Source organism: Chryseobacterium cupriresistens, from assembly GCF_046614675.1.
In the GTDB taxonomy this organism is placed as follows: Bacteria; Bacteroidota; Bacteroidia; order Flavobacteriales; family Weeksellaceae; genus Chryseobacterium; species Chryseobacterium cupriresistens.
The window spans coordinates 517,894-543,159 of sequence record NZ_JBKKJT010000003.1 but is presented as its reverse complement, the minus strand read 5'-3'; the positions used below and the strand labels follow the sequence as shown (position 1 = coordinate 543,159).

Below are 25,266 nucleotides of genomic sequence, written 5' to 3'. Positions count from 1 at the left end.
TATTTTATTTTAGTTTATTAACCTCTTGCGCTACTATCTTCCCGGAGATAACGGATGGAGGAACTCCGGGCCCCGGAACCGTTAACTGCCCGGTATAAAAAAGATTGCTTACCTTTTTGTTTCTTATTTTAGGTTTTAGAACAGCAGTCTGCGATAAAGTATTGGACAGTCCGTAGGCATTCCCCTGATAAGCATTATAATCCGAAATAAAATCACTCACACAGTAGCTTCTTTTGTATTCAATCCTGGAAATAAGGTCGGTTTCTCCTGTATGTTTTTCGATTCTTTCAAGCATTTCCTTCAGGTATTTTTCTCTTATAGCCTCCTCATCATGTATTCCAGGTGCAAGCGGCAGCAGTAAAAAGAGATTTTCACAGCCTTCCGGAGCTACATCGGGATCTGTTTTTGAAGGACAGCATGCATAAAAAAGAGGTCTGGAAGGCCATTTTTTATTAACATAAATACAGTCTATATGGTTATCAAGCTCATTTTCAAAGAATAGCGTATGGTGTTTTAAATGAGAGATTTTTCCTTTGATGCCGAGGTAATAAATCAGACATGAAGGTGCAAAGGTTTTTGTCTTCCAGTAGGCATCATTATAGTTTCTCAGAGATTTAGGAATTAATGTTTCCGTATGATGGTAATCTGATGAAGCAATAACTGCATCAAATTCATAGTCTTTATCCCCTACTGTTAAAGACATCACTTTCCCGTCTTCTGTATTCAGCTTCTGAACATCATGATTAAAATGAAAGGTCACTCCCTGCTTTTCGGCTACGTCCTTCATAGCCATAACAAGCTGATAAAAACCTCCCATAGGATATTTTGTTCCCAATACATATCCTCCATAATTCATAAGGCTGTAAAGTGCCGGAATATCACGGGGCGAAGCACCCAGAAATATCACCGGAAATTCCATCAGAGATCTGAGTTTTGGATCAGAAAAATATCCTGAAACATATTTCCTGAAATTACTTAAAAGATCAAGCTTCAATGCACTGCCCGCTATTTTTAAAGAAGCAAATTCCAGCCAGCTGTAACAGGGCTTTGTCACAAAGTCTTTCATCCCGACCTCATACTTAAACTGAGCAGACTGCATAAATTGATCATACTTTTTACCTGATCCGGCCTCTGTATTTTCAAATAACTCACGGATGTCTTCATTTTTTTCAGGAACTGAAATCTTTTCTTCTGAAAAAACCATTTCAAACTGAGGGTCTAAGGATACCAGTTTAAAATAATCAGCTGCTTTACAGTCAAAATCATTGAAAAATCCTTCAATGATATCAGGCATCCAATACCAGCTCGGCCCCATATCAAACACATAGCCTTCTTCCGTTTTAAATTGCCTTGCACGTCCTCCCGGTTGATTATGTTTTTCAAAAACATGTACTTCATTTCCGGCCTTTGCCGCATAAGCAGCCGCAGAGAGCCCGGAAAACCCTGAACCTATTACCGCTATTCTCTTTCTTGAATTTTCAGTACTCATCGTCATTTTTTTAACAGTTGTTTAAAGACATTTTCACTACGCAATCAGTTTAACTTTTTATATACGGTGTTCAGCAGATCCCTTGTTTCCAGATTCATACGGTAAAAAGAATCATGAAATTCATCTAATTTGGAAAGCACTGCAATGAGGAGCATTTGTTCAGCATGGGTAAGATTTCCTACAACAGCCCTGGAAGCCCTGCGGATTTCCTCCATATGTTCATCCAGTATCGCCAGCCCTTTCTCTGTTATCTGTATATTTTTTATTCTTTTATCTTTTGGGGAAACTGCCTGTTCAATCCAGCCATTATGGAGCAGCCGGTTAATAATAAGTATACCTGAAGATTTCTCATGTACATTATGTTTTATCAGCTCCATTTTTGACATCGTTCCCATGTTCTTCAAACTGATAAGATAAATGAAGTCATCCTGGCTGGAAAAAACTGAACTGCCTACTGCCGATCTGGAATAAGACTTTGCATATCTGTTCATTCTGATCAGCAAAGTATTAATAATACTATCTGAACTTCTTCCTGATTCCTTCCCTATCCAGTCAGGATTTTCAAAGTCATGCTGATTGGCAGCATTGATCCATTCTGTAAAACCATGAAGATCATTACTGTATTGAGCTTTACCTTCATTTTGTTCCATAAATTGCTGAACGAGTTCCACCACTGATTTTATAAGTTCAAAATTCATATCAAACAAATTAGTATACAAATATACTTATATAAGTTTATAAATAAACCATATTTTTGTTTTATTTTTAATCTTTACCTATTAGAAGGCATTCCAGACTGCCTATAATAGAAATAGGACAACAGTTTATAAAAAAAACCTGTCTCAAGACAGGCTGAAAATCATACACAGTTTATTAATACACCTTTGGATCTGCATTATTATGATCCTGCTCATATCACTGCCGGGCTTAAATATCGAAATTTGATTAAATACAAACACCAAAATAAAATCCTATGAAAAAATTAGTTTTATCAATAGCAGCAGCCAGTTTTATGATTCTGGCCTGTAAAAAGAAGGACACAACAAGTAGTACCCCCGTTGCTGATTCAGTCAACACGCAAAGAAATTATTCTGATACAGCAGCATCTGCAGTCAGGGATACTCAAGACAATACAACGGGTAATGACAGTATTAATACAAAAAATCACGTTGGAGGAAGAAAAACGAGCAATAATAATACAGGTAATGGGACGGGAAATATCAATGCAGCAGTTTCAGACAGTGCGCACAATACACAGGGAAGATCCGGCAATGTAAAAAAGTAGGTATTGGACCACAATAGCATTACAATATACAACCGATATAAAAACAAAAATTGCTATTTATATCGGTTGTATATTGTTCGTTATGGATGCTTTTATTATTAAAATATCGTTGAATAGCTTCGAATTGCAACATACATTTGGCAGACAACAAATAAGGAAAAATAAAAAGGACAAACCATTAATAAAATGATTTGTCCTCATAAGTGACCCGGCTGGGATTCGAACCCAGGACCCATACATTAAAAGTGTATTGCTCTACCAGCTGAGCTACCGAGTCGGCCCTTACTTTTTCAAGTAAATCCCTTTCTGTAAGGGACTGCAAAGATAGAAACTTTTTCTTTATTTACAATACTTCCCGGACATTTTATATCTGTGCTTTCGCTAACTTTTACAATATCAGACACAAAAATTTCACATTCCTGAAGAGGTTCTTACTATAAATTTCAAAAAAGAATCAAAAAGGCTTCAATAAAAAATTGAGAACTGCAGTGAATCCCTTTGTTACTCGTGGTCCGATTAACAAAACAATCTTATTTTCTTAAAATTTGAAACATCCTTATTATCAATAATTTGTTTTTGTCAAATAAATTCACTATATTGATACATGAAAAAAAATGAACGTCAGGACAATATAACACATGCTGGCAAAGTTAACGAAAGAACAAAAGCATTGGAGGTCCTTGAAAAAGCAAAAAAAGTACAAGGAAAAATTACTTTTCTCCGTCAGGGAGTAGGGAGAAACTTTAAACCCAAAAATGAAGAGTAAAGATATTGCTGATTTCAATGGCAATAGAACGAGAACAATCAAACGGGTCAGTTAATTCAAATTTATAATAACCGGCCATTTGAAACATTATAGCAAACACTATAAATAAAAAACCTGCAAAAATAATTTGCAGGTTTTTTTGTGTTTTTCTGATGCTTTTATTTTTGCATCTTTAAGATTGTGACCCGGCTGGGATTCGAACCCAGGACCCATACATTAAAAGTGTATTGCTCTACCAGCTGAGCTACCGAGTCGGCCACTTACTTTTTCAAGTAAATCCCTTTATTTAAGGGACTGCAAAGATAGGAAAACCCTCTTTAAATCCAAATTATTTGAAGCTTTTTTATCATAAAATTTGCAACAAAAAAGTCAAACACCTGTTTATAAATTAATTACGCTGTTATTTTTTTTAATTCAAATTCCCAGCATTAATAGTAGCTGACGGATAATATCATTTTTTGAGCAAAAAATTTATTTTGATAAATCAAAAAACAATAATATCTTAGCAACTAAGATAATTATAAAATAATTTAATTAATGACTAAAAATAATATACAAAATTTCCGTGAAGCCAGCAGAGCCTATTCTGACGCTTCAATCTTTATGCATGAGGCCATTGCCAGAAAAGCAGGGCTTTCCAGCACAGATCATAAATATCTGGGACTTATTCTGCAGTACGAATCCATAACAGCAGGTGAAATATCTAAGCTGACAGGTCTTACAACCGGCGCTGTTACGGGTTTAATTGACCGGCTGGAGAAAAAAGAACTTCTTAAAAGACAGTTTATTAAAGAAGACCGCAGAAAAGTAATGATCATCCCGAATACAGAAAACAGCATGAAATTACTCGGTCCTATTTTTGAAGAGCTGCAGCAAAAAACCATGAAACTCGTTTCCACTTTTTCTAAAAAGGAAATAGAAACTATTGAACGTTATTTCAGGGAAGCCACAGTTCTTATGAAAGAAACAACAGATCATTTAAATAACCCATAAATCAATACACGACCATGGAAAGTTTAACTGCTACTTATATAACCCGCGCAGAAATATGGCTTTGCATTACAACATTACTTTATTTTCTTATGAACGGGGCACAGATTTTCGAAACCCTCCTCTTTGTACCCAAATGGGCTTCTTCCCCACCCGATACATTGAAGCTGCTTCAGGACGGAAATGGAGTAAGCCTGAAGTTTTTTTGGATCATCCTTCACTCTTTGCATGAAATAACCTTTATCCTTGCGATTGCTTTTTGCTGGAAAATTGATCCGGTAAGGAACTGGCTTTTGATTTTACTCATTATTCACGCAGCTGTAAGAGCCTGGACATTAGCTTTTTTTGCTCCGAACATTATACAGTTTCAGAACTTGGCATCCACCACTTCTGTTTCACAGGAAATCATAACCAGAATTTCACTTTGGAAAACCCTTAACTATATTCGGGTTGCTGTTTATATTGCGGTATCAATTGGTTTCATTCCTCTTTGTATTAAAGTACTCAGTTTTCGTCAGTAGACCACAATCTAAAATATAAATTTCGCCGATCTCTGATCGGCGAAATTTGCAAATCAACAGATTCTCGTTTACGCTAAGTTTCCAGATTTTACATTCTGATATTCAAAAATCTCTATAATGGTGTTCATTGTTTTCTGTCCGAGATGTTTACCAACCAGATAAAGAGCGGCATCTATCCCGGCTGTGATTCCCGCCGTAGTTATCAGGTTGCCCTGGTCAATATACCGTACATTCCGGATTACATTGGTTTCCGGATTATGCTGTTCAAGGGCATCCAGTAACATATGATGCGTAGTAACATCATAATCAGCAAGCATTTCTGTCCCTGACAGAAGCATACTTCCGGTACATACTGTAAATACTATTGTTCCTGCATCATAATGATTTTCAACCCATTTCAGAACAGTTTCCTGAAAGTCCCTGTCCTGAATATATTGCATAATGTATTCAGGATTTGCTCCCGGAACGACAATCATATCCGGTTGAGGGCATGTATGGATATCGTAGATAGGAATAAGAGCCATTGTGTCCGCCTCCATATTTACCGGATCTTTTGTTTTCCCTACTGTAAAGCAATTGTAGCTGCCGGGTTCCAGAACATTCGCTTTAACAAAAACATCTAAAGGGCCATTTAAATCAAGTGCTTCCACCTGATCATAGATTAAAAATGCAACATTCATTGTCTTGCTGTTTGGTACGTGATTCATAATTTTATTATTTAAGATTATTATTTTCAGATCATGGCACAGGTCTTCCCTGCTGACAATTGATGATTGCCAGTTTTATGTAAAATCAATAAGAAAAAGCTATTATCCTGTAGTCTTGAATGCCTTCCTGTACTGTGCCGGAGAGAGGGAAATGTTTTTAAGAAATAAGCGGCTGAGAGAAACAGCATTACTAAAGCCGCATTTATCCGCTATCATATCGATGCTCATATCAGTATATTCCAGCATATTTTTAGCCTGATCCAGCCTCATTTTTTCGAGAAATCTGCCGGGAGTCATTCCGGACTCTTTTACAAATACCCTGGAAAAGTTACGGACACTCATGTTCAGGAACTCTGCCATATACTCCACCGTAATAGCTTCTCCAAGCTTATCTTTCAATAAATCACGGATTTGTTTTGTAAAAGGAGACATTATTTCATATTCCGGCAATGCATTTCCAAACTGAGACTGTGCTCCGGATCTTTTTAAATACAGGACGAGATGACGGGCAACTTCGGCCGCCAAAGGGTTTCCAAAGTCTTCTTCCAATAAAGCCAATGCAAGATCCATCCCTGAAGAAACACCTCCTGAAGTATAAAATGGCCTGTCACGGATAAAGAAAGGATTAATATTCACATCCAATTTTGGGTAAGATTTCTGTAAAGTATCTGCGAACTTCCAATGAGTAGTTACCTGTTTGCCATCCAGCAAACCAGCTTTGGCAAGGATGAACGCCCCTACACAGACAGATCCCATTCGTCTCACGTCGGGAGCTATATTTTGAAGGTAATGATAAATATCCGGATTGACCTCATCCAGCACATTCAACGTGGTACCTGCTACCAGTAAAGTGTCTACGGAAAAATCAATATCATAAATAGTATGGCTGCATGATAAAGGCATTCCTGAACCTGAATATATTATTTTTTTTGAAGTTCCTGATACCAGATACACATGATAACCGGAATCCTGTTTATCATTTAAAAAACGGTTTGCTGATGTAAAAACATCCCATGGTCCGGCAATATCAAGCAGCTGTACCTCCGGCAATGCTAAAAGCACTATATTTTTCATTCCTGTTTTTCGCCCTTCTTTCTTCATATCTCGTTCTGTATGAGTACAAATGTAGAAAGAAAGGATTTTGTCTGCAATGACAAAAAACATACAATTCCGGCCAGAAGTAATTACTATTCTTTATCAAAATAAAAGAGACTGCCTTATCAGACAGTCTCAGCACTCTACTATAAAATTAGCTACAAGCTATACTTTTTCGATGATTAGCATTAAAATTCTCTTTACGCAGGAGATAATCTGCGTGATTTTAAATAAAGAGCAGTGCGGTTAAGATATGGGAAAAGGAAAATCAATAACAGTGAGGCGGCAAGAAGCCATACCATCATTTCATAATAATCCATCGCAAAACGGACATGATCCTGAACATTCATTCTGCCAATCAATAGCTTATTGGCAGCTTTAACAGCCTTATCTTCCGGCATTCCGCGAGCAATAAGCTTAGCAGTCTGCTGATGGAGAAAGCTTTTAACTTCCGGATCGACAGCACTTAAATGATCCTGAAAGGCATTATAATGACGGCTTTTCTCAAACAGTTCAAAAAAATTGATCAGGGCAATACTGATACAAAATCCAAGATACCGTATTGCTAATGCTGTTGCCGCAGCAGAAGGGCCAATGGCTGCAGGAACTGACGAAATAATAAAGATAATCGTCGGAACCATAATCAATCCCACACCCAATCCCTGAATAAATAACGGGATATAATAATTAAACTCATCAGCCTGAACATCAAAGGAATAATACATGACCGCATGAAAAATGAGCAGCATTAAAAAACCCGGTCCCCAGATATACCGTATATTTTTCTTCTGCAAAACCATACAGCAGGCAATAATGACTCCCATAACCAACCCTGTAAGATTGAAAATATTAATATAGGAAATATGAAATGGGTCCAGATGCAGCTCCGATGCAAAATAGGTATTGACAATTCCTGAAGCAAAACGGCATATATACATCACAAAAAGAATCAGCAGACCTACTTTAAAATTCCGGTATCTGAAAACACGCAGATCAATATAAGGCCTTTTAATAGCCTGCTGGCGAAATACTGATATTCCACCCAGGACAATAATTCCAATGACACTTCCCAAAATCCTGTTATCCTCCAGCCAATAATATTCCTGCCCGAAAATGGTTATATATCCTATGAGCACCAGCATCGTACTGAACAGTCCAAAACTCTGCCAGTCGAGTTTATAGAGATGAAATCTTGCATGGGTTCTGTAATTGCTCATCGCCAGGGTGAGGAAAATAAGTCCCGGAAGATAGGAGAAGATGGCTGTTTTATAGACAATATTAAAATTATACGAATCTATGAGGTCGGCGGTTATAAGGTTATTAAACGGCAAAGCACAAATTAAGATCCCGAAAAACACTGAAAAGCTGATCTCCCGGCCCCTTTCACTGCTCAGCCGGGTGAAAATAAGGGTTAGTGACAGGTTTACATTCCCGGCAAACAACATTCCCTGCATAAAACGCACCGGAAACAGGATATAAATTTCACGGGTAGAATAGCATAGCAGACAGGCCAGAATTTGCAGTGTGGTAAAAAGAAGAAAATATTCTTTTGCAGCCAGAAAACTGAAAAATCGTCTTTCCAGGCTATAAAAACCTACATACCCGGCATAAAATAATGCTACCGAAAACTGAATGTCTGCCGGCTCACTTCCGTAATATCCTGCTGCTGCATTTATATTGGCTAAAGGGAGAAAAAAGATAATAATTCCAGGAAGTGTCATTGAAAAAAGAATGATTTTCACCAACCATTCCGGAGCCCATTTTTTGAAATAGGGCATTTGTCTTTTAGCCATTGGAATGCTTTTTATTAGCATAAACATTTACATTCATTCCCACTTTCAGAACATCAATCTGGCTTCTTTGCCCATCCAGTCTTATTCTCACAGGAATACGCTGTACAATCTTGACATAATTCCCGGTAGAGTTATCCGGTGGAAGCAAAGAAAAACTTGAACCTGTTGCAGGAGAAAGGGAAATAATCGTTCCCTGGAATTCTTTGTCCGGATAAGAATCAGCAACAATTTTCACATGATCGCCGATATGCATATCCCTGATCTGGGTTTCTTTATAATTAGCCACTACCCATTTATCAGTTTCATTATTGACAATGAATGCCAGCGTTTCTCCGGCATCAATCATCTGCCCTACTTCTACGGTTCGTCGTCCCATTCTTCCATCATAAGCAGCAGTAACAGCGGTATAGCTTACGTCTAGTTTATGACGGTCCAGCAATGCTTCCAGTCTTGCAATTTCTGCCAGAACAACGGCTTTTTCTGCCCTTATATCATTAATCTTGGATACAGAAGCTGCATAATTATCCTGCGAAGATTTATAATCACTTTCGTTGACATCCAGTGTTGCTTTCACATCTTCAAGTCGCTGTCTGGTAGCAGATTCTTCATCATACAGCTTTTTATACCTGTTATAATCAAGCTGCTGTTTCCAGACTTTTGCTTTATTGGCATCCACCTGGGCCATCGCTGCTGCAGCTTCCTTTTCTGTAGTTCCTGTAGTACTTTCCAATACTCTCAGCTGGGCACGGGCTTTCTGAAGGGCTGCCTGAGTCTGTTTTTCCTGAAGGACATATTCACGGTTATCAATAATTAAAAGAGTATCGCCCTTTTTTACTTCCTGATTTTCTTCAAATTTCACGGCAACAATAAATCCTCCGGCTCTTGAAATAATAGGATTTACATATTCCTGAACCTGCGCATCATTAGTCTGCTCATAGGCATAATAATTTTTTAAGGTAAACCCGCCCCACACTGCAAGTGCAGCAACGATTACAACTGAAATCCATCCTGTGATCTTCGTGATCATTCTATCGGTGGGAGTGTATTTTTTTTTCATTGTTTTATAAAACGCCTGTAATATTTTGTAATAAATAATAATTGTTCTGTGCCATAATTTTAGCCGCTTCCAGTTCAAATTTTGTCTGAAGCAGCTGTATATCTGCATCCAGCAATTCTGTAATAAGAGAAGTCTGGTTGAAGTAAGTATTTTTGATAATACGTGCATTTTCCTTTGCCTGAGCGACATTGGCTTCTGCCACTTTTATCTGTTCCAAAGCTTCCTGGTACCTTAAATAAGCTTCTTTCACCTGCTGTCTTACTTTATCCTCCGTATCCCTGTGCACTTCCTCTTCTTTTTCAAATTCAAGCTGGGCTGCCTTTACTTTGTGGGTATTGTGGTAAAGGGAAGAGATGGAAAATGATGCTTTAATTCCAACGATTCCCAGCGAATACCAATAAGGATTATAGGGATAAAGGAAAATCTGCGGATTGGCGTAATAAAATTCGCCATACATCCCTACCTTAGGTCTTACATTCGCTTTTACCTGTTTCAATTTGATAATACTCAGCGCTGTCTGCTGTTCAGAAACATGGTAATCAAAAGAATGATCCAATGCCTGTTTCAGATATTCATCATACGTTGTATTCTCATTCCATTGATTAAACGGCGCTTCAGGAATAACAACCTGTTCATCCGGAATTCCAAGAATAATATTCAGTTTCTGCATGGCGATGAGGATATCATTTTCTATGGTCACCAGTGCCATTTTTCGTTTTGAAAGTTCAAGTTCAATCCTTAAAACATCACTTTTTAAAACCACTCCGTTTTTATAAAGAGTCTGTATTTCTTTCAATTGTGTTTTCTGATCATCAATATCCTGCTTGATAAGATCTCTGAAAATTAAGGTTTTCTGTAATTCCAGATAAAGTGATGCTGTTTTGTAGTGAATATCTGAAACGGACTGTTCTTTCCGGATATCCTTAATTTTCTGAAGCGTTTGATTTTCCTTAATCTTAAGATTCAGTTTGTTTCCGTTATAAATATTCAGGTAAAAATCTGCTCCGGCTCTGTAAAGCGTATGAATCACTTCATGCTGGGTTGGTTTGGAAAAGATTCCGTTTTCATAGATAGGAATGTTGGAAGCTTTTTCTGCAGAACCTTTAATTTCTATTTCCGGGAGGCGCTCTCTTTTAGCGTCTTTTACTTCGGCTTCGGCAATGTCTACGTTGATTGTATTGATTCTGATATGGCGGCTGTTTTCCTCCGCTTTCTGCCATGCTTCCTTCAGGGAGAGTCGTATGGTATCCTTTGCTGGACTGCCGGTCTGCGCTGATACGATGGAGAAAACTCCAAACATCAGCAATCCGGCGACATAAATTTTCATTTGAATTTTTGAATTATTGCACTGCAAATTTATTGGCAATCCGGAAATTTTATTTATCTAAAATAGTCAACTTTTACATGATTCCGGCCAAATGATTATATTTGTATTCTTATTGGTATTTTAAATTTTTATGGGATTAATTGCTGCGCTTCCTGATATTGATAAAGACGATAAAAGTGTATTTGTCATGCACGAAAAATCTGAAAAACTGATTCCTTTTCACAAGCATACAAAAGGACAGCTGAGCTATGTGGAAGGCGGCATCGCCTATATAACGATTGATAACAGAACCTATGTGGTACCGGCAAGACACTTTTTCTGGATTCCGCAGGGAATGGAACATATTTTAGAGATCGGACATACAGCCACAGTCCTGCGTTCCCTTTATTTTTATGCCCACGATGATTTTTCAGATCCTTTTTATAACAGATTAGGAATATACCCTGCATCCGAACTGCTGATTCAGATGATCAAATATTCTGAAATATGGGATGAAAAGCATGTAACTGCAAGAGATGAAAACTTTGAATTTCTGGTAGCATTAAAAAAGATCCTTCCCAAAACCCATCAACAGCCATTACCTATTATTCTTCCTGCCACTCATAACAAACAGATGATGAAAATCGTATCTTATCTGGAATGGAATATCGGAGAAAAACTGACTCTGACTAATGTAAGCAGTAAATTTGGTTTGAGTGAACGCTCTTTGTCCCGCCTGTTCAAAGCGGATATGGACATTTCTTTTCTGCAGTACCTGAAAACATTAAGAATCATTAAAGCCATCGAACTGCTTTTAAATACCGATAAACCTATCAATGAAATAGCGGATGATGTTGGATATAGCTCAATAAGTGCCTTTAGCGACACCTTCCATGAGTTTACCCAATCCAGACCTTCTGATTTAAGGAAGAGCAATAAAGCCATTCAGAATTTTACAGATTAAATTGGACACCCTGAATTAAATAAAAGCCTTTAAACATTATGCTTAAAGGCTTTATCACTCATTATTACTGTGTCACTTTCATCATCACATTGGTAATCTCAATTTCTTTTTTCCTGGAATAGGTGGAATCAAAGGGCTCCATAACATTGAACAGATACTGATAAAAGGGAGCAATCTGGCGTACATTTTCAGACTCTTTTATTGCTTTTTCTTTACCCATCTGCTGCAGACCTTTTATGAAGATATTGAATTTTTTGTCGATAGGCTCCATTGCTTTTAAAAGATACGCATGTGCTTTTTCATTTTGCCCAAGCTTTTTGTAGCCTTCAGTAACAGCAGAAACCACCAATGCATATTCCATCGGCTTGGACCTCATCTGTCTTTTCGCCATTGCTTTAAATGAAGGAGAAAGATTCTGGTAATAATCATATTCTTCAAATATTCCTTTTTTGAGCATTTCTGCAAGCTGAAGACCTTTTTGCTCCTGCCCTGCAACAATATATCCGGTAACCATGGCGCTCAGTGAACGTGGATCGTTGTATTTTTCAGCAGGAATTTCTTTTGCTGCAAGTTCCAGTAACTCGAGTGCTTTCGCTTTCTGCCCGCTTGCCACAAGTGCAGATACAGCTCTACTCACCGACATTCTGTAGCCCAAAATATTTGACGTAGCTGTTTCATCATAATAAATACTCAGATCTTTAAAATTTCCCCATCTGAAATTTTTCACCACCTGATAAAGAGATTGGGCATCTACCCTTCCTTTGTCTCCATCAGGCCCCTGAGGCGTATGAATGGGAACCAATCTGTAGCTGAAACCGTCAAACTGCAGATATTCATCCAGATAAAAAATATTTTCGCTTTCATACATTCCGCCTGAAGAGAAACTTATCGGGCGCTTCCAGTCGAAATTGGCCAGCATATCCAGCATCATCAGATTGCTTTTATAAAGGGTATTCGCTTCATAATTGATTATAATCTGATCCACAGTACCCGGAAGATCGGACTGCTTAATAATTCCTGCTTTTACGGCATTTTCTTTGTTGACAGGAAGAATAAATTTACTGACAGGAATAATATTGTATTTTTCATATTGTTGTTCGCCGAAGTACATTTTCAGCAATTCATCTTTTTCGGACGATTGTAATTTCAGAAATTTTATAGCATCCTTCAGGATCATTGAATCCTGAGTCAGATATTTTCTGAACTCCTGGAAAGCCGTTTCCGGCGCTCCCTGTTCTTTCAGCATCTGGAAAAGTCCTTCCCAATCTTCTTTTTTCATCAGATACACCTGATCATTGACACCGTCTCTATATTCTTCATGGGTCAGCTCACCCGGAATTCCCATGGCATTGTAGGTTCTTCTTTTCACCTGATCAATATTCCATGGAGTGGCTAAAAGGGTAAAGTTGACTGTTTTCACATCATCCCTGAATCTTTCTGTTTCCTGAATAGCCCACACCGGAAAAGTATCATTATCACCATAAATAAAAATGATATCATCTTTAGGCAATGAACGTAAAAATGAATAGGCATAATCGCGGGCTGCCGTTTTTTTGCTTCTGTCATGGGAAGTATAATTCTGGAATCCCATCATAAAAGGGATTCCCAGCAATACAGCTCCCAGTATAATGTTGGCTGCATTGGATTTAATCTTGGACTGAATCAGCCAAAGGATGGCTCCGGCTCCCAGACCAATCCACAAGGCAAAGGCATAGAATGAACCTACCATGGCATAGTCTCTTTCCCGCACTTCAAACGGTTTTACTCCGGTATAGAAAACAATTCCCACACTGGTCAGAATAAACAGTGAAAGTATGGCATAAAATCTTCCAAAATCTCTGTTCAGCTGGAAAAAGAAACCAATCAAACCCAGAATCAATGGTAAAAAGAAAAACTTTACGGTACTTTCATTTTTAAATTGAGCAGGCATATGATCCTGATCACCCAACAGAGCATTATCAATAAAAGAAAATCCTGAAATCCAGTTCCCGTTGGTATTTTCCATATGTCCCTGAAGATCGTTCTGTCTTCCAACAAAATTCCACATCAGGTATCGCACAAAGTAATATCCGTTCTGGAAAGAAATAAAATAATCCATATTCTGAGCAAATGAAGGGCGCTGTACCTTAATCAGATCATAAGGTTTTACTTTCAGATAATCTTCTGCAGTGATAGAATCTCCTTCATATTTTGCTCTCAGTTCTTCAAAAATACGTTTAGCCTCAGGATTGTCTGCCACATCTTCATTATCGTAATTGAAGGTAAAATCAGGAGCTCCATACAATGAGATATAATTAGCCATCACTTCTTTATCTTCATTGAACATCCTTGGCATAAAACTTATGTGAGATTTATTAAAAACATAGTTGAATCTTTCTCCGGTTTTTCTGTAAGTTCCGGTTTTTTCATCTTTTTCATAAATATCTCCGGTGATGTCTCTTTTATAACTTCCGTCATCCTCTTTTTCCAGCCCGTTTTTGTCGAGAAAAGCGGTATAATTCTGCCCGTAAATCGTAGGCCAGTCACCATATTGAACCCTGTTATAATAATCTCTCATTCCGATCGCGGTATCCGGATCATTAAGATTCATCGGTGGATTCGCATTGGCTCTGATGGGAATCACCAGCCAGCAGGAGAAACCAATGATCATGTAAACAAGGGATAAAACCACAGTCTGGTATACCTTCTTTTTTGTTTTTCCAGCATACTTAATTAAGAAATAACTTATTGCGGCCATAAAAACAAACGCCGCAATTGTCCCTGAATGGAAAGGAAGCCCTAAACCGTTCACAAAGAAAATTTCAAGCTGTCCAAAGAGGGTCATAATCAAGGGGAAAATAATCTTGAACACGAAGGCAAGAGTTCCCAAAGTAACAAGATTCGCTATGATAAAACTTTTCCACGAAAAGGTATAATTCCGGGCGTAAAACACCAGACATATGGCCGGAAGAGCCAGCATACACATCATATGTACTCCTACGGAAAGACCTGTGATAAAGAAAATAAGGATGATCCATCTCTCACTGTCAATCGCTTTATATTCGTTTTCCCATTTTGTAATGAGCCATACCAGCAACGCAATAAACAGCGAAGCCATTGCATACACCTCACCTTCTACAGCCGAAAACCAAAAGGTATCTGAAAAGGTAAAGCATAAGGCCCCGATAGCTCCTGCAAAAAGGATAGAGATTTCCTGATGTTTTGTAATCTCTTCAAAGTCTCTATGCAAAAGCCGTCTTAAAAAATGGGTGATCGTCCAGAACAGCAACAGAATGGTAAATGCACTGAATAACGCTGACATGGCATTGATCACCACAGAATAATTTTCAGTATTTCCCAATGCAAAAATACTCGCTGCCGCTCCCACGATCTGGAATAAAGCGGCTCCCGGAGCATGAGTTACCTCCAGCTTTACAGCTGAAGAAATATATTCCCCGCAGTCCCAGAAACTCAAAGAATGTTCTATCGTTGAAAGATAAGTAATAAGCGCAATAGCGAAAAGGAACCATCCCAGTACGGTGTTCCATTTTTTAAAAGACCAGTTTTTCATATCATATTTTCCAATATGTATATGACAACTGGGGGAAAGGGTTTATTACATTTACCTTATTTTATTCTCAAACCACAAAAGTCATAAAAGTCTTAGCGTAGTTTAATTAAGTTAAAAAACAATGCTGCAAAAAGTTCATATAAGAAGAAGTAAAGCAAAGATTTCAAATAACTTAAGTGTACTTTAACACTCAAAATAGAAAGCTTAGAAACAAATTCAAAAACTTTTGTGACTTTTGCGGTTTAAAAGAATTTATATTTCCTAAATGGTAAAGTTTTAATACGTATTATTCAATCCTCCATCCAAAGGAATACTTGTTCCGGTAAGATAATTTGAATATTCAGAAGCCAGAAAAGCCACGAGATGTCCATATTCCTCAGGCTGTCCGAATCTTTTCATCGGAATCTTATTTTCCCTCGCCTTTTTTATTTCTTCTTCAGCATTGCCACTTTGCTGAGCTTCATGAGCTACCAGTTTCTGAATTCTTTCAGTATCAAAGTATCCTGTTAAGACATTATTTATCGTGATATTGTGTTGTGCAATTTCGTTGGAAAGCGTTTTGGCCCAAGCAATTACTGCTGAACGGATAGAATTGGACAAGGCCAGATTTCCGATCGGTTCTTTTACTGAAAGTGATGAAACATTAATAATACGCCCTTTTTTCTGTTGGATCATGTGAGGCAAAGCCAATAATGTTGTTTCGCAAACAGTTTTAAACAGCAAATCAAATGCTTTCTGATAATCATCGGCATTTTTATCCAGTGCTAAACCAGGTTCAGGACCATTGGTATTATTCACCAGAATATCTATCGAATGATCATAAAAAAATCCTCCTATAATTTTCTTATAACTTTCAAAATCTGAAAAATCTGCTACCAGATACCCATGTTTCTGATCAGTATTGATAACCGGCAGAGATGAAACAAAGTCTTTAAGTTTGGCTTCATTACGGGCCATAACGGTAACATTAGCACCGCATTTTGCCAGTTCAACAGCTATTCCGGCACCGATTCCCTGGGTTGCCCCTCCTACTAAAGCATTTTTTGAAAAAAGTTGGATATTCATAAGATTTTTGGATATTGTAATTGGTATAGATAAATGTAAGAAAAAACCTTCAGATTATATTTTGAAGGTTTAATTTTTAAGTTCAATGATCATTTATTTTACGACGGTAGCTTCAAGCTCCACTTTTAAAGTTTCAAACAAACCTTTCACTTCAAGCATCGTTACAGCCTGCTGAATTGCATGTGTGGCAATCCACTCCTGAAGAATAGGAAAATGTGGCCAAAGCTCTTCCGTAGAAGTTGTATAAATATTTAATCTTACAATACCGCCACATTCATATCCTGCAGTACTGATTACTTCTTCCAGATTGGCAATAGCCTGTTCCAGCTGCGATTTCATATCCTTATTACTGGATGTTCCATCGGGGTCAATAGCTGCCTGTCCCGAGCAATATAAAGTACTTTGCACATTTTTTACCTCTACCGCCTGTGAATAGCTTCTTTCATCCTGCCATTTCCAAGGATTAACCGTTTTTTTTTCCATTGTCTTGAATTTGTTATTTGTTACTGTACAAAATTGCAGAACAAATACAGCAAATTCCTGTGATACGGATCACGATTATAGTGTGAGTTTGATCACAGCGTTACAGAGGCAGACGGCTTAAGGTTTCTCTGGACACCCCTAAATAAGCAGCCAAAAGAGATTTCGGAACACGCTGAACAAGAGAAGGATATTTTTCCAAAAGCTGCTCATAGCGTTCTTTTATTCCTGTTGTCATCATGGAAATGGTACGCTGTTGAGCCGTAATAAATCCCATATATGCTTTTTCAAGGAAGAAATGCTCCAGCTTTGGAAGTTGAGCGCAAAGTTTTCTGTAATCGTCCAGCTTAATACACAGTACTTCCGTATCTTCAATACATTCCAGAGACATTGTTGCTGCCGTTTGCTGATAATAAGCGGGAAAATCTGTTTCCCACCAGTCTTCCATGGCAAATCCAACAATATGTTCTTTTCCGGTTTCGTCAGAATAAACCAGCTTCAGCAAGCCTTTCAGGACAAAATAATTATAGGGAACCGTTTCCCCTTCCTGTACCAGAAACTGATGTTTCTTATATTTTTTATAAGTAAAGCAGGATGATATGAATTCAAATTCATCATCATTAAGAGGAATTATTTTTTCAATATGGGTTCTTAGCTGATGCAGCATATTCTGTTTCTTATGGTAAAAGTATTCTTTTTTCACTTAGACATTTACATTCATTGCTGATAAAACCAGCGTTACAATGTAAACGGATACACATCACTTAATGTGGGATGAATCGTATTCAGGGTTTTATAGAACTCCAGACGAACCGGCTCAGTGATATGGTCATATTGATCAAAACATTGATCCAACTGACGGATAATGATTGCCATTTGCAGCCATTCTTCAAAATTAATATGCATCGGCTTCAGCTTCCCGTCATCATCATGATCATAGAAAAAAACCTTCTGATCCCTGTCCAGAAACCATCGGTCACCTTGTCCGTTGCCAGCAAAACACCAGTACTCCGGCAAGTTAAATTCTTTATTTTCATTGACTGCATCCACTGAATTGTACAGAATGGTCTCAGAAGAGATTTCTGTTGTTTTTATTTGAGTAACCAGCGTTTTATAGCTTTCAGAGAAAGGAAATACTATAACCTTTGGAAAATTCTGCACGGTGCTTTTTTCTTTAAGGATTTCAGTTTCTATTTCTGCAAGAACAGGCAGTATAAAGAGAATCATCATTATTAAAAATTATGGCTTTTCGTTCAACAGTTCATCAATCTGCTTATAAAAGGAATCTTTGCTATAATCTGCCACTCCTGTATGCTGCATGCGGATTTCTCCTTTTTTATCCAGTACAACAGTGGTTGGTAAAGATCCGCTATACAATATATCAGGAATATTTCCAGCCGGTGTAAGAAAAGGAACCGTAAAGCCTTTCTCTTTTAAATAAGATTTTCCCAGACTGACATTATCATCCAGATTTACTGTAAGAAATACCATATCCGGATTATTTTTATACTGATCATACAGCTTCTGCACAGATGGAAATTCAGCCCTGCAGGGAGGGCACCATGACGCCCAGAAGTTAATAAAGACCACTTTATTCTGTAAAGCAGAAGTATCTACAATCTTTCCTTCTTCATTTTTCAGCATCAGCCCGGTATAGGAAACTTTGGCTGCATTATTCTGTTTTTTTTGTGGTTCTGATATGCTGGAATTGAGAATTCCGGTGGAAGCCACCTGCCTCATCAGCCATGCCTTTGCATCTTTATTCACCAAAACGATAATAAATAATACGGTAAGTACTGCCGTAGAAGCATTTTTTCTTAACCAAATTTTCAGATTCTCCATATTCTTCCGCTTAATTCCCAGCCAATATAAGGTTAATATTCCGATCAATATTCCCAAAAAGATAGTTTTTAATGTAAAAAAGCCTTTAAATTCTAAGATTTAAAAGACTTTCCTCTCCATTTATTTCAAGTTAAGATCATAGTCATATTTTTTATAGCTAAATCCTGTTCAGCAATTTCTTTCTGAAAAAGAAAAGCAGTGAACTGAAAAATGTCAGATAGGCAATATTGAATATGGCACCTCCTACCCATCCTGAAAAAGGAAGCGGTAAAAGATTTTTTATAGGAATGATAAACAAAGTAAGGGCAAATGGTGTCAGCAGAGCCATCCACCCCGGCAACAGAGTTTTATTGAAAAGAATACAAACAGCAAAGGAAATCCATCCGACTGCCAGTACACCAATAGCTGTTCCCCAGGCAATGTTAAGCATTTTCATAAAACCTCTTCCCGTCTCCAGAAGATAAGGGTGAGAGGCAGAGTCTGTATGATAAACTGCTTTATAAATCTCCCCAACATAGAAGAATCCGGCATGTCCTAAAGGTGATAAAACCGCTCCTGCCAGTAAGACCCAATACACAAAGACTGCATACCATTTTTGAGTATCTTTGAAAAACTGATACACCAGCCACGTAGCAGGAAGCAGTAAAGGCCCCGTAAGAGCACCAATCAAAGCACCAAACATCAATCTCGGAGTGGAACCTTCCAGCATTAAAGTTGCAAATTCCAGATTTACCTGATCTGCATAGGTTTTTGAAAACAAAGGATAATCTGATGGATCCGGATCAAATCCGGCAACGTAAATATCACCAATAATCCAACATATTGACACTGCTATTGCTGCAGCAAAAGACCAGTTTATTTTACCTGAATATTTCATAATTTTTAATAATTAATTGTATATAAGATGTACATCGTTTCATTATTTCTTTCTTTTATTTAAAAGCAATTTAATTATTAAGAATGATTCTAAATAATTATTACCTTTGTGCAAACTTACTCTAAACATTCAACAGAAAGGGTCTGTAAAACGGAATAAAAAGTCCGTAAAAAGGAAATTCAAACAAACAAAAGGAAATGACAGTACGGCTATATGATGAAAACTTTGGAAACATGCTTATGGAGCGGGATTATCCTTCCTCTTATTTCTTAGATGATGGAGGCATCCAGGAATCCATTACCCAGCTGACTCCTCCTTATGGAAATGGTTTTTATCACGAAATAAGCTTTACCCATGTCCACATCAGTTTTGGGAATATTGTATTGAATAAACCGCTTCAATTGTACCTTGAGAGTGATTTTGATTCGGTAGAAATGCATTTTACCCTGAAAGGAAAAAGCAAAGCCATTTCGGGTAACTTTCAAAAAACAATAGTGTTTGATAACTACCAGCACAATATTATTTATGCCCATCATATGGAAGGCAGGATGGAATTCGAAGGTCCGGAAATGTATGTATTCGAAATCAATCTTGCTCCTGAGTTCTTTAAAAAATTTCTACCTGAGTATTCAGGACTGTTTGAAATATTCAGAAATTCGATTGACAAGCAGAATTCATCTCTCATTCAGACTGAGCATAACCGCATCACCCATGATATGTATCAGATTCTGAACGACATCATTCTTTGCAACAGAAAAGGGGCTTTCAAACGAATTTATCTTGAAGCTAAAGTAAATGAACTTCTTCTGTTGCAGCTTGAACAGTTTTTTGACAGTGAATCCTCATCTTCTTCTCTTCAGAAAAAAGATATAGAGAAAATGTACGCTGTGAGGGATTATATTGTAAAAAACCTGAATGCAGATAGTTCTCTGAATGATCTTGCCCATCTGGTAGGAACCAACGAATTTACTTTAAAGAAAGGATTCAAAGAGCTCTTCGGGACTACCGTTTTCGGATTCTGGAATGATCTCAAAATGGAGCAGGCAAAAAAAATGCTTCTCGACAGCGATCTGAATATCAGTGAAATTTCTGATCATATCGGCTATAAAAATCCGAGACATTTTTCATCAGCATTTAAACGAAAATTCAATATCCTGCCAAGCCGGCTCAGAAGCAGATAGCATCGTACAGTCTTGTAAAAGCTTATTTGTATTTTTTTAATTCCGGGTAATAATAAAAACTAAATAACAGTCGTTAATAATTTGTTTTTCAATAAAATCTACCAAAAAAAACAACAATAAATTAATATCCAATGCATAATACTGCTTTTTATCTGACAGTCCTCTTTTATCCTTGCCATTATCATTTCCTGAAGTCTGCTTTTCCAATGGATTTATTTCATAATTAATTTGTTACCTGTAACAAATCCCCTATTCATCCAACTCATTGAACATCATCAAAACATTAACTCATAGACAAGAGATCTACTACTTTAAAATAAACTAATGCAAACATCCTTTCTAAAAATTACCGCTGCCACCGCTGCGCTCTGCTTCAGTACACTGGCAATGGCCCAACAAACGTATTCCGTAAGTGGAACCGTGAAAGACAAAAAAAACGGAGAATTACTCATCGGAGTCTCTGTAAAAGTAAGCGAAGATCCCCGCATCAATGTTGTTGCCAACGAATATGGATTTTATTCCCTTTCATTACCCGAAGGAAATTATACCCTGGTTATTTCCTACCCGGGATATCAGGATTTTGAGCAGAAGATCAATGTAGATCAGAATATAAAACTCGATCTTCCGCTGCTTCCATCAGAATCTGTAGAAAAAGCCATTGATGAGGTGGTGATAACCGGTATCAAAAAGGATAAAAACCTGACCTCAGCTCAAATGGGAGCAGAGACGTTAAGTATTAAAAATATAGAGAAACTTCCTGTACTTTTTGGTGAAAAAGATGTCATGAAAACCATACAGCTTTTACCCGGCATCAAAAGTAACGGTGAAGGAAGCAGCGGGTTCAGTGTAAGAGGAGGTGCTACCGACCAAAACCTGATCCTGCTGGATGAAGCTCCTGTTTATAATGCCTCTCACCTTCTTGGTTTTTTCAGTACATTCAACAGTGATGCCCTGAAAGATGCCAGCATTATCAAAGGAAACAGCCCCGCACAATACGGAGGACGTCTTTCTTCTGTATTGGATGTTAAAATGAAGGACGGAAACAACAAAGATTATAACGTTAACGGAGGAATCGGACTTATCAGCAGCAGGCTGAGTGTGGAAGGGCCTATTCAAAAGGAAAAATCATCATTCATTGTTTCGGGAAGAAGAACGTATGCGGATCTTTTTCTTAAAGCCAATAAAGATTATAAAGACAACAAATTATATTTTTACGATCTGAACCTGAAAGCCAATTATCAGATCAACGAAAACAACCGTATTTACCTGTCCGGGTATTTTGGAAGAGATGTTCTGGGATTGGGAGATACTTTCAATACAGACTGGGGAAATACGACGGCCACTTTGAGATGGAACAGCATCATCAGCAGTAAGCTATTCTCCAATACTTCATTTATTTACAGTAATTATGACTATAAGATCAGTCTGAAAAATGATGATACGGTATTTGATTTAAATTCAAAAATCCGTGACTGGAATCTTAAGCAGGATTTTACCTGGTTTGCCGGAAATAAGCATTCTGTACGTTTCGGTCTGCAGTCTATTTATCATACCCTTACTCCGAGCAGTGCTTCCGGTACCACCGTGAGCAGTTTTGCCAGAAATCCGAGATACTCGTGGGAAAATGCCGTTTACATTAATGATGATTATAAAGCAACGGAAAAGCTGACCATCAATTATGGAGCAAGGCTTTCCATGTTCAGTGTACTGGGAGGTGACACATTCAATACTTATGAGAATGGCGTACTAACCGACAGTAAATTTTTAGAGAAAGGAAAATTCGGGAAAACCTATGTGAATATTGAACCGCGTATCAGCGCCAACTACCGCATCAACGAAGTGAGCAGTGTAAAAGCAGGTTATTCCAGGAACACTCAGAATCTTCACCTCTTAAGCAACAGCAACAGTGGAAATCCTACCGATCAGTGGATAGGAAGCAGCTATACGGTAAAACCGGAAATTGCAGATCAGATCAGTTTAGGATACAGCAGAAACTTCAACAACAATAATTACGAATTGAACGCTGAGGTCTATTATAAAGACATGAAAAACCAGATCGATTTCAAAAATGGTGCTCAGATTGGTTTTGACACAGGAGCTGATGTAGAAAGCGAGTTGCTGTTCGGAAAAGGAAGAGCCTACGGTCTGGAACTTATCGCCAAAAAGAAGAGCGGAAAACTGACAGGATGGATCTCCTATACCCTTTCTAAAACAGAAAGAAAGATCAACGGAATCAATAATAATGAATGGTATAACGCCAGAATGGATAAAACCCACGATTTATCCGTCGTTGCAACGTATCAGCTTAATCCGAAATGGAGTTTTTCAGGATTATTTGTATACAGTACCGGAAATGCAGTTACCTTCCCTACCGGAAAATATGAGCTGAACGGACAAACAGTCTTCCAGTACAGCAACAGAAATGCTGACAGAATGCCTGCATATCACAGAATGGATCTGAGTGCTACTTACGAACCAAGTTCCAATAAGCGGTTCCGCGGTTCATGGACCTTTGGTATTTACAACCTGTACGGCAGAGAAAATGCTTATACCATCAATTTTGAAGACAATCCTGACCGCCCGGGAACAACACGTGCCATGCAGACCTCTTTATTCCGATGGGTCCCTAATATCACCTATAATTTCAAATTCTAAATCATGAAAAATACTTTTTATATCATAGTTTCCCTCTTCGCCTTAACCTCCTGTGAAAAGGAAATTAACCTGGATCTGAACGATCAGAGCGGGAATATTGTTATTGAAGGCAATGTAACCAATCAGTCAGGGCCTTATACTGTAAAAATCACAAAGTCCGTTGGATTTTCAGAACCTAATCAGTATCCGGCAGTAACCGGAGCCCAGGTGGTTTTAAGCGATGATACAGGCCAGACTGAAACACTTCACTATACAGGAAACGGAATGTATAAGACCACTACTTTTGTAGGTACGCCCGGAAGAACGTATACATTAAAAATACAGGCAGAAGGAAAACAATATACAGCTCAGAGTACAATGCCTGAAGTAGTATATTTTGACGGACTGCAACAGAGTTCTTTTAAATTTGGTGATAAGACCACCTACACTCTTTTACCACTCTTTACAGACCCGATGCCACTAGGAAACCGTTATCTTTTTAGTTTTACGATTAATGATTTGCCTAAAAAATACATGAATACTTTTTCAGACAATGTCAATAACGGCTTACCGAACCAACAGCCTCTGATTCTTCCCAATGACGATAACAAGGGCCGCGACCATGAAGTAGTGCCGGGAGACAAAATCCATGTGGAAATGCAGTCTATCGACACCAATGTGTTCACTTATTACAGTGCATTGCTTCAGATTTCGGGCGGCAACGGCGGAACTGCTACTCCAGCTAATCCTCCGAGTAATATCAGCAACGGAGCATTAGGCTATTTTTCAGCCCACACAACAGATACGGAAACTTTTGTGATCCAGCCTGTAACGCCATAAATTTAAAAAGGATATTCCCAACAACGGAATATCCTTCTTTTATTGTATTCTATCTGAATTTCCTTTTTAAAGCGTAATACCGGTACAGGAACTTATCATACCTGATTACGCCAAAGAGCAATCCCGCAGTTACAAGCAGCGTTTTAAGCTGAATCATGCTGTACACAAAACCGCCAATCATACATCCTGCAAAAAAGCAGGCGATAATCACCAGTTTCAGGGCGATATTTTTTTTAAGCTGCCTCTTTTCGTTTTCCCTTTCCTTAAAAAAAAGTTTTGAAAGCTCTATTCCCAGATCAGTAAATAACCCCGTAAGATGAGTAGTTCTTACCACAGATTGTGATACTCTTGTTACCAGTGAGTTCTGAACCCCCATTGCAAAAAGCAAAAGTCCGGCAATTGCATAATGAGATATTGAGATTTTCAATGTTTGGTCACCTGTTATTCCCACAAAACCTAAAATCAGAATTTCGGTGATCAAAGGAATGAGATGCGGACGGAACATTTTGTGTCCGGACGAAAACTCAACCATAAAACTGGATGAAAATGCTCCTCCCAGAAAACATATAATAAAGATAAAATAAGTGAGTGCCTTGTTGTAATGATCGATAAGAATTTCTTCAGAAAAGAAGGCAAAATGTCCGGTTATATTCGTAGTAAGCACTTTCACAGATAAAACACCTGCAATATTCACTATCCCTGCAACAAATGAAAGTACTGATGCAAGCTTAAGATTGTGAAAATAGGTTCTGTTTTTCCCTCTGTGTCTGAACATTTTAAATTTCTATAGGGGCTTCTCCTTCAGGAAAAGAACAACCGGATAA

General features: G+C 37.9%; 23 protein-coding genes and 2 tRNA genes. 8 read left to right on the top strand and 17 right to left on the bottom strand.

What is annotated here, in order from left to right; translation table 11 throughout:
- Window positions 1-4 precede the first annotated feature (4 nt).
- Window positions 5-1,489: a phytoene desaturase family protein gene (locus ACLI50_RS11365; protein WP_411413809.1), complete on the bottom strand. Its 1,485-nt coding sequence runs from the start codon at window positions 1,487-1,489 to the stop codon at window positions 5-7.
- A 44-nt stretch (window positions 1,490-1,533) separates the two neighbouring features.
- Window positions 1,534-2,187 carry a MarR family winged helix-turn-helix transcriptional regulator gene (locus ACLI50_RS11360; protein ID WP_411413808.1) on the bottom strand — a complete coding sequence of 218 codons (654 nt, stop codon included), beginning with the start codon at window positions 2,185-2,187 and terminating at the stop codon, window positions 1,534-1,536.
- A gap of 275 nt (window positions 2,188-2,462) precedes the next feature.
- Here ACLI50_RS11360 and ACLI50_RS11355 point away from each other — a divergent pair, with 275 nt between their 5' ends.
- The gene (locus ACLI50_RS11355) at window positions 2,463-2,774 is read left to right on the top strand and encodes a hypothetical protein (protein WP_411413807.1); all 312 of its coding nucleotides are present in this window, start codon (window positions 2,463-2,465) and stop codon (window positions 2,772-2,774) included.
- Between the two features lie 204 nt (window positions 2,775-2,978).
- On the opposite strand, the gene ACLI50_RS11350 is transcribed toward ACLI50_RS11355, so the two are convergent.
- Window positions 2,979-3,051 (bottom strand) — tRNA-Lys (locus ACLI50_RS11350).
- 327 nt (window positions 3,052-3,378) lie between these two features.
- On the opposite strand from ACLI50_RS11350, the gene ACLI50_RS11345 reads away from it, so the two are divergent.
- Window positions 3,379-3,540: a hypothetical protein gene (locus tag ACLI50_RS11345; RefSeq protein ID WP_171006229.1), complete on the top strand. Its 162-nt coding sequence runs from the start codon at window positions 3,379-3,381 to the stop codon at window positions 3,538-3,540.
- A gap of 181 nt (window positions 3,541-3,721) precedes the next feature.
- Here the strand turns inward: ACLI50_RS11345 and ACLI50_RS11340 are convergent.
- Window positions 3,722-3,794, bottom strand: a tRNA-Lys gene (locus ACLI50_RS11340).
- A 283-nt stretch (window positions 3,795-4,077) separates the two neighbouring features.
- On the opposite strand from ACLI50_RS11340, the gene ACLI50_RS11335 reads away from it, so the two are divergent.
- Together ACLI50_RS11335 and ACLI50_RS11330 are read left to right on the top strand one after the other, a co-directional pair.
- Entirely contained in the window at window positions 4,078-4,533 is a 456-nt protein-coding gene (locus tag ACLI50_RS11335; protein WP_343642952.1) for a MarR family winged helix-turn-helix transcriptional regulator, read from the top strand.
- A gap of 14 nt (window positions 4,534-4,547) precedes the next feature.
- Window positions 4,548-5,051 carry a transposase gene (locus tag ACLI50_RS11330; protein ID WP_343642954.1) on the top strand — a complete coding sequence of 168 codons (504 nt, stop codon included), beginning with the start codon at window positions 4,548-4,550 and terminating at the stop codon, window positions 5,049-5,051.
- A gap of 68 nt (window positions 5,052-5,119) precedes the next feature.
- Here the strand turns inward: ACLI50_RS11330 and ACLI50_RS11325 are convergent, their stop codons facing one another.
- From ACLI50_RS11325 to ACLI50_RS11305, 5 genes are all read right to left on the bottom strand, one after another.
- A complete protein-coding gene (locus ACLI50_RS11325) occupies window positions 5,120-5,758 on the bottom strand; it encodes a DJ-1/PfpI family protein (protein WP_411413806.1) in 639 nt (212 codons plus the stop codon).
- A 102-nt stretch (window positions 5,759-5,860) separates the two neighbouring features.
- Complete coding sequence (locus tag ACLI50_RS11320; RefSeq protein ID WP_411413805.1) at window positions 5,861-6,859, bottom strand: GlxA family transcriptional regulator; 999 nt, start codon at window positions 6,857-6,859, stop codon at window positions 5,861-5,863.
- 194 nt (window positions 6,860-7,053) lie between these two features.
- Complete coding sequence (locus tag ACLI50_RS11315) at window positions 7,054-8,646, bottom strand: efflux MFS transporter permease (RefSeq protein ID WP_238349694.1); 1,593 nt, start codon at window positions 8,644-8,646, stop codon at window positions 7,054-7,056.
- Window positions 8,639-9,703: an HlyD family secretion protein gene (locus ACLI50_RS11310; protein WP_202843129.1), complete on the bottom strand. Its 1,065-nt coding sequence runs from the start codon at window positions 9,701-9,703 to the stop codon at window positions 8,639-8,641. The genes ACLI50_RS11315 and ACLI50_RS11310 overlap by 8 nt, the downstream gene beginning before the upstream one ends.
- A 4-nt stretch (window positions 9,704-9,707) precedes the next feature.
- Complete coding sequence (locus ACLI50_RS11305) at window positions 9,708-11,030, bottom strand: TolC family protein (RefSeq protein ID WP_411413804.1); 1,323 nt, start codon at window positions 11,028-11,030, stop codon at window positions 9,708-9,710.
- A gap of 130 nt (window positions 11,031-11,160) precedes the next feature.
- Here ACLI50_RS11305 and ACLI50_RS11300 point away from each other — a divergent pair, with 130 nt between their 5' ends.
- The gene (locus ACLI50_RS11300; protein WP_411413803.1) at window positions 11,161-11,973 is read left to right on the top strand and encodes a helix-turn-helix transcriptional regulator; all 813 of its coding nucleotides are present in this window, start codon (window positions 11,161-11,163) and stop codon (window positions 11,971-11,973) included.
- Window positions 11,974-12,037: 64 nt separating this feature from the next.
- Here ACLI50_RS11300 and ACLI50_RS11295 read toward each other — a convergent pair whose 3' ends face one another.
- From ACLI50_RS11295 to ACLI50_RS11265, 7 genes are all read right to left on the bottom strand, one after another.
- Entirely contained in the window at window positions 12,038-15,523 is a 3,486-nt protein-coding gene (locus ACLI50_RS11295; protein WP_411413802.1) for a glycosyltransferase family 117 protein, read from the bottom strand.
- A gap of 276 nt (window positions 15,524-15,799) precedes the next feature.
- Window positions 15,800-16,588, bottom strand: a complete 789-nt coding sequence (locus ACLI50_RS11290) for an SDR family oxidoreductase (RefSeq protein ID WP_202843137.1) — start codon at window positions 16,586-16,588, stop codon at window positions 15,800-15,802.
- A gap of 93 nt (window positions 16,589-16,681) precedes the next feature.
- Complete coding sequence (locus ACLI50_RS11285; RefSeq protein WP_110009693.1) at window positions 16,682-17,071, bottom strand: RidA family protein; 390 nt, start codon at window positions 17,069-17,071, stop codon at window positions 16,682-16,684.
- Window positions 17,072-17,171: 100 nt separating this feature from the next.
- Entirely contained in the window at window positions 17,172-17,735 is a 564-nt protein-coding gene (locus ACLI50_RS11280) for a Crp/Fnr family transcriptional regulator (protein ID WP_110009809.1), read from the bottom strand.
- 71 nt (window positions 17,736-17,806) lie between these two features.
- Window positions 17,807-18,298, bottom strand: coding sequence for an SMI1/KNR4 family protein (locus ACLI50_RS11275; protein WP_202843139.1), 492 nt, complete (start codon window positions 18,296-18,298; stop codon window positions 17,807-17,809).
- Window positions 18,299-18,307: 9 nt separating this feature from the next.
- On the bottom strand, window positions 18,308-18,910 hold the full coding sequence (locus ACLI50_RS11270; RefSeq protein WP_343642984.1) for a TlpA family protein disulfide reductase: 603 nt from the start codon (window positions 18,908-18,910) through the stop codon (window positions 18,308-18,310).
- Between the two features lie 157 nt (window positions 18,911-19,067).
- Window positions 19,068-19,787, bottom strand: coding sequence for a DUF6796 family protein (locus ACLI50_RS11265; protein ID WP_411413801.1), 720 nt, complete (start codon window positions 19,785-19,787; stop codon window positions 19,068-19,070).
- A 197-nt stretch (window positions 19,788-19,984) separates the two neighbouring features.
- Between ACLI50_RS11265 and ACLI50_RS11260 the strand changes: the two genes are divergently transcribed.
- From ACLI50_RS11260 to ACLI50_RS11250, 3 genes are all read left to right on the top strand, one after another.
- Window positions 19,985-20,968 carry a helix-turn-helix transcriptional regulator gene (locus ACLI50_RS11260; protein ID WP_411413800.1) on the top strand — a complete coding sequence of 328 codons (984 nt, stop codon included), beginning with the start codon at window positions 19,985-19,987 and terminating at the stop codon, window positions 20,966-20,968.
- A 324-nt stretch (window positions 20,969-21,292) separates the two neighbouring features.
- Complete coding sequence (locus tag ACLI50_RS11255; protein ID WP_411413799.1) at window positions 21,293-23,623, top strand: TonB-dependent receptor; 2,331 nt, start codon at window positions 21,293-21,295, stop codon at window positions 23,621-23,623.
- A 3-nt stretch (window positions 23,624-23,626) separates the two neighbouring features.
- Window positions 23,627-24,442 (top strand): DUF4249 domain-containing protein, encoded by an 816-nt coding sequence (locus ACLI50_RS11250; RefSeq protein ID WP_411413798.1) that lies wholly within the window; start codon window positions 23,627-23,629, stop codon window positions 24,440-24,442.
- Window positions 24,443-24,491: 49 nt separating this feature from the next.
- Here ACLI50_RS11250 and ACLI50_RS11245 read toward each other — a convergent pair whose 3' ends face one another.
- A complete protein-coding gene (locus ACLI50_RS11245) occupies window positions 24,492-25,217 on the bottom strand; it encodes a YoaK family protein (RefSeq protein ID WP_202843151.1) in 726 nt (241 codons plus the stop codon).
- Window positions 25,218-25,266: the final 49 nt, after the last annotated feature.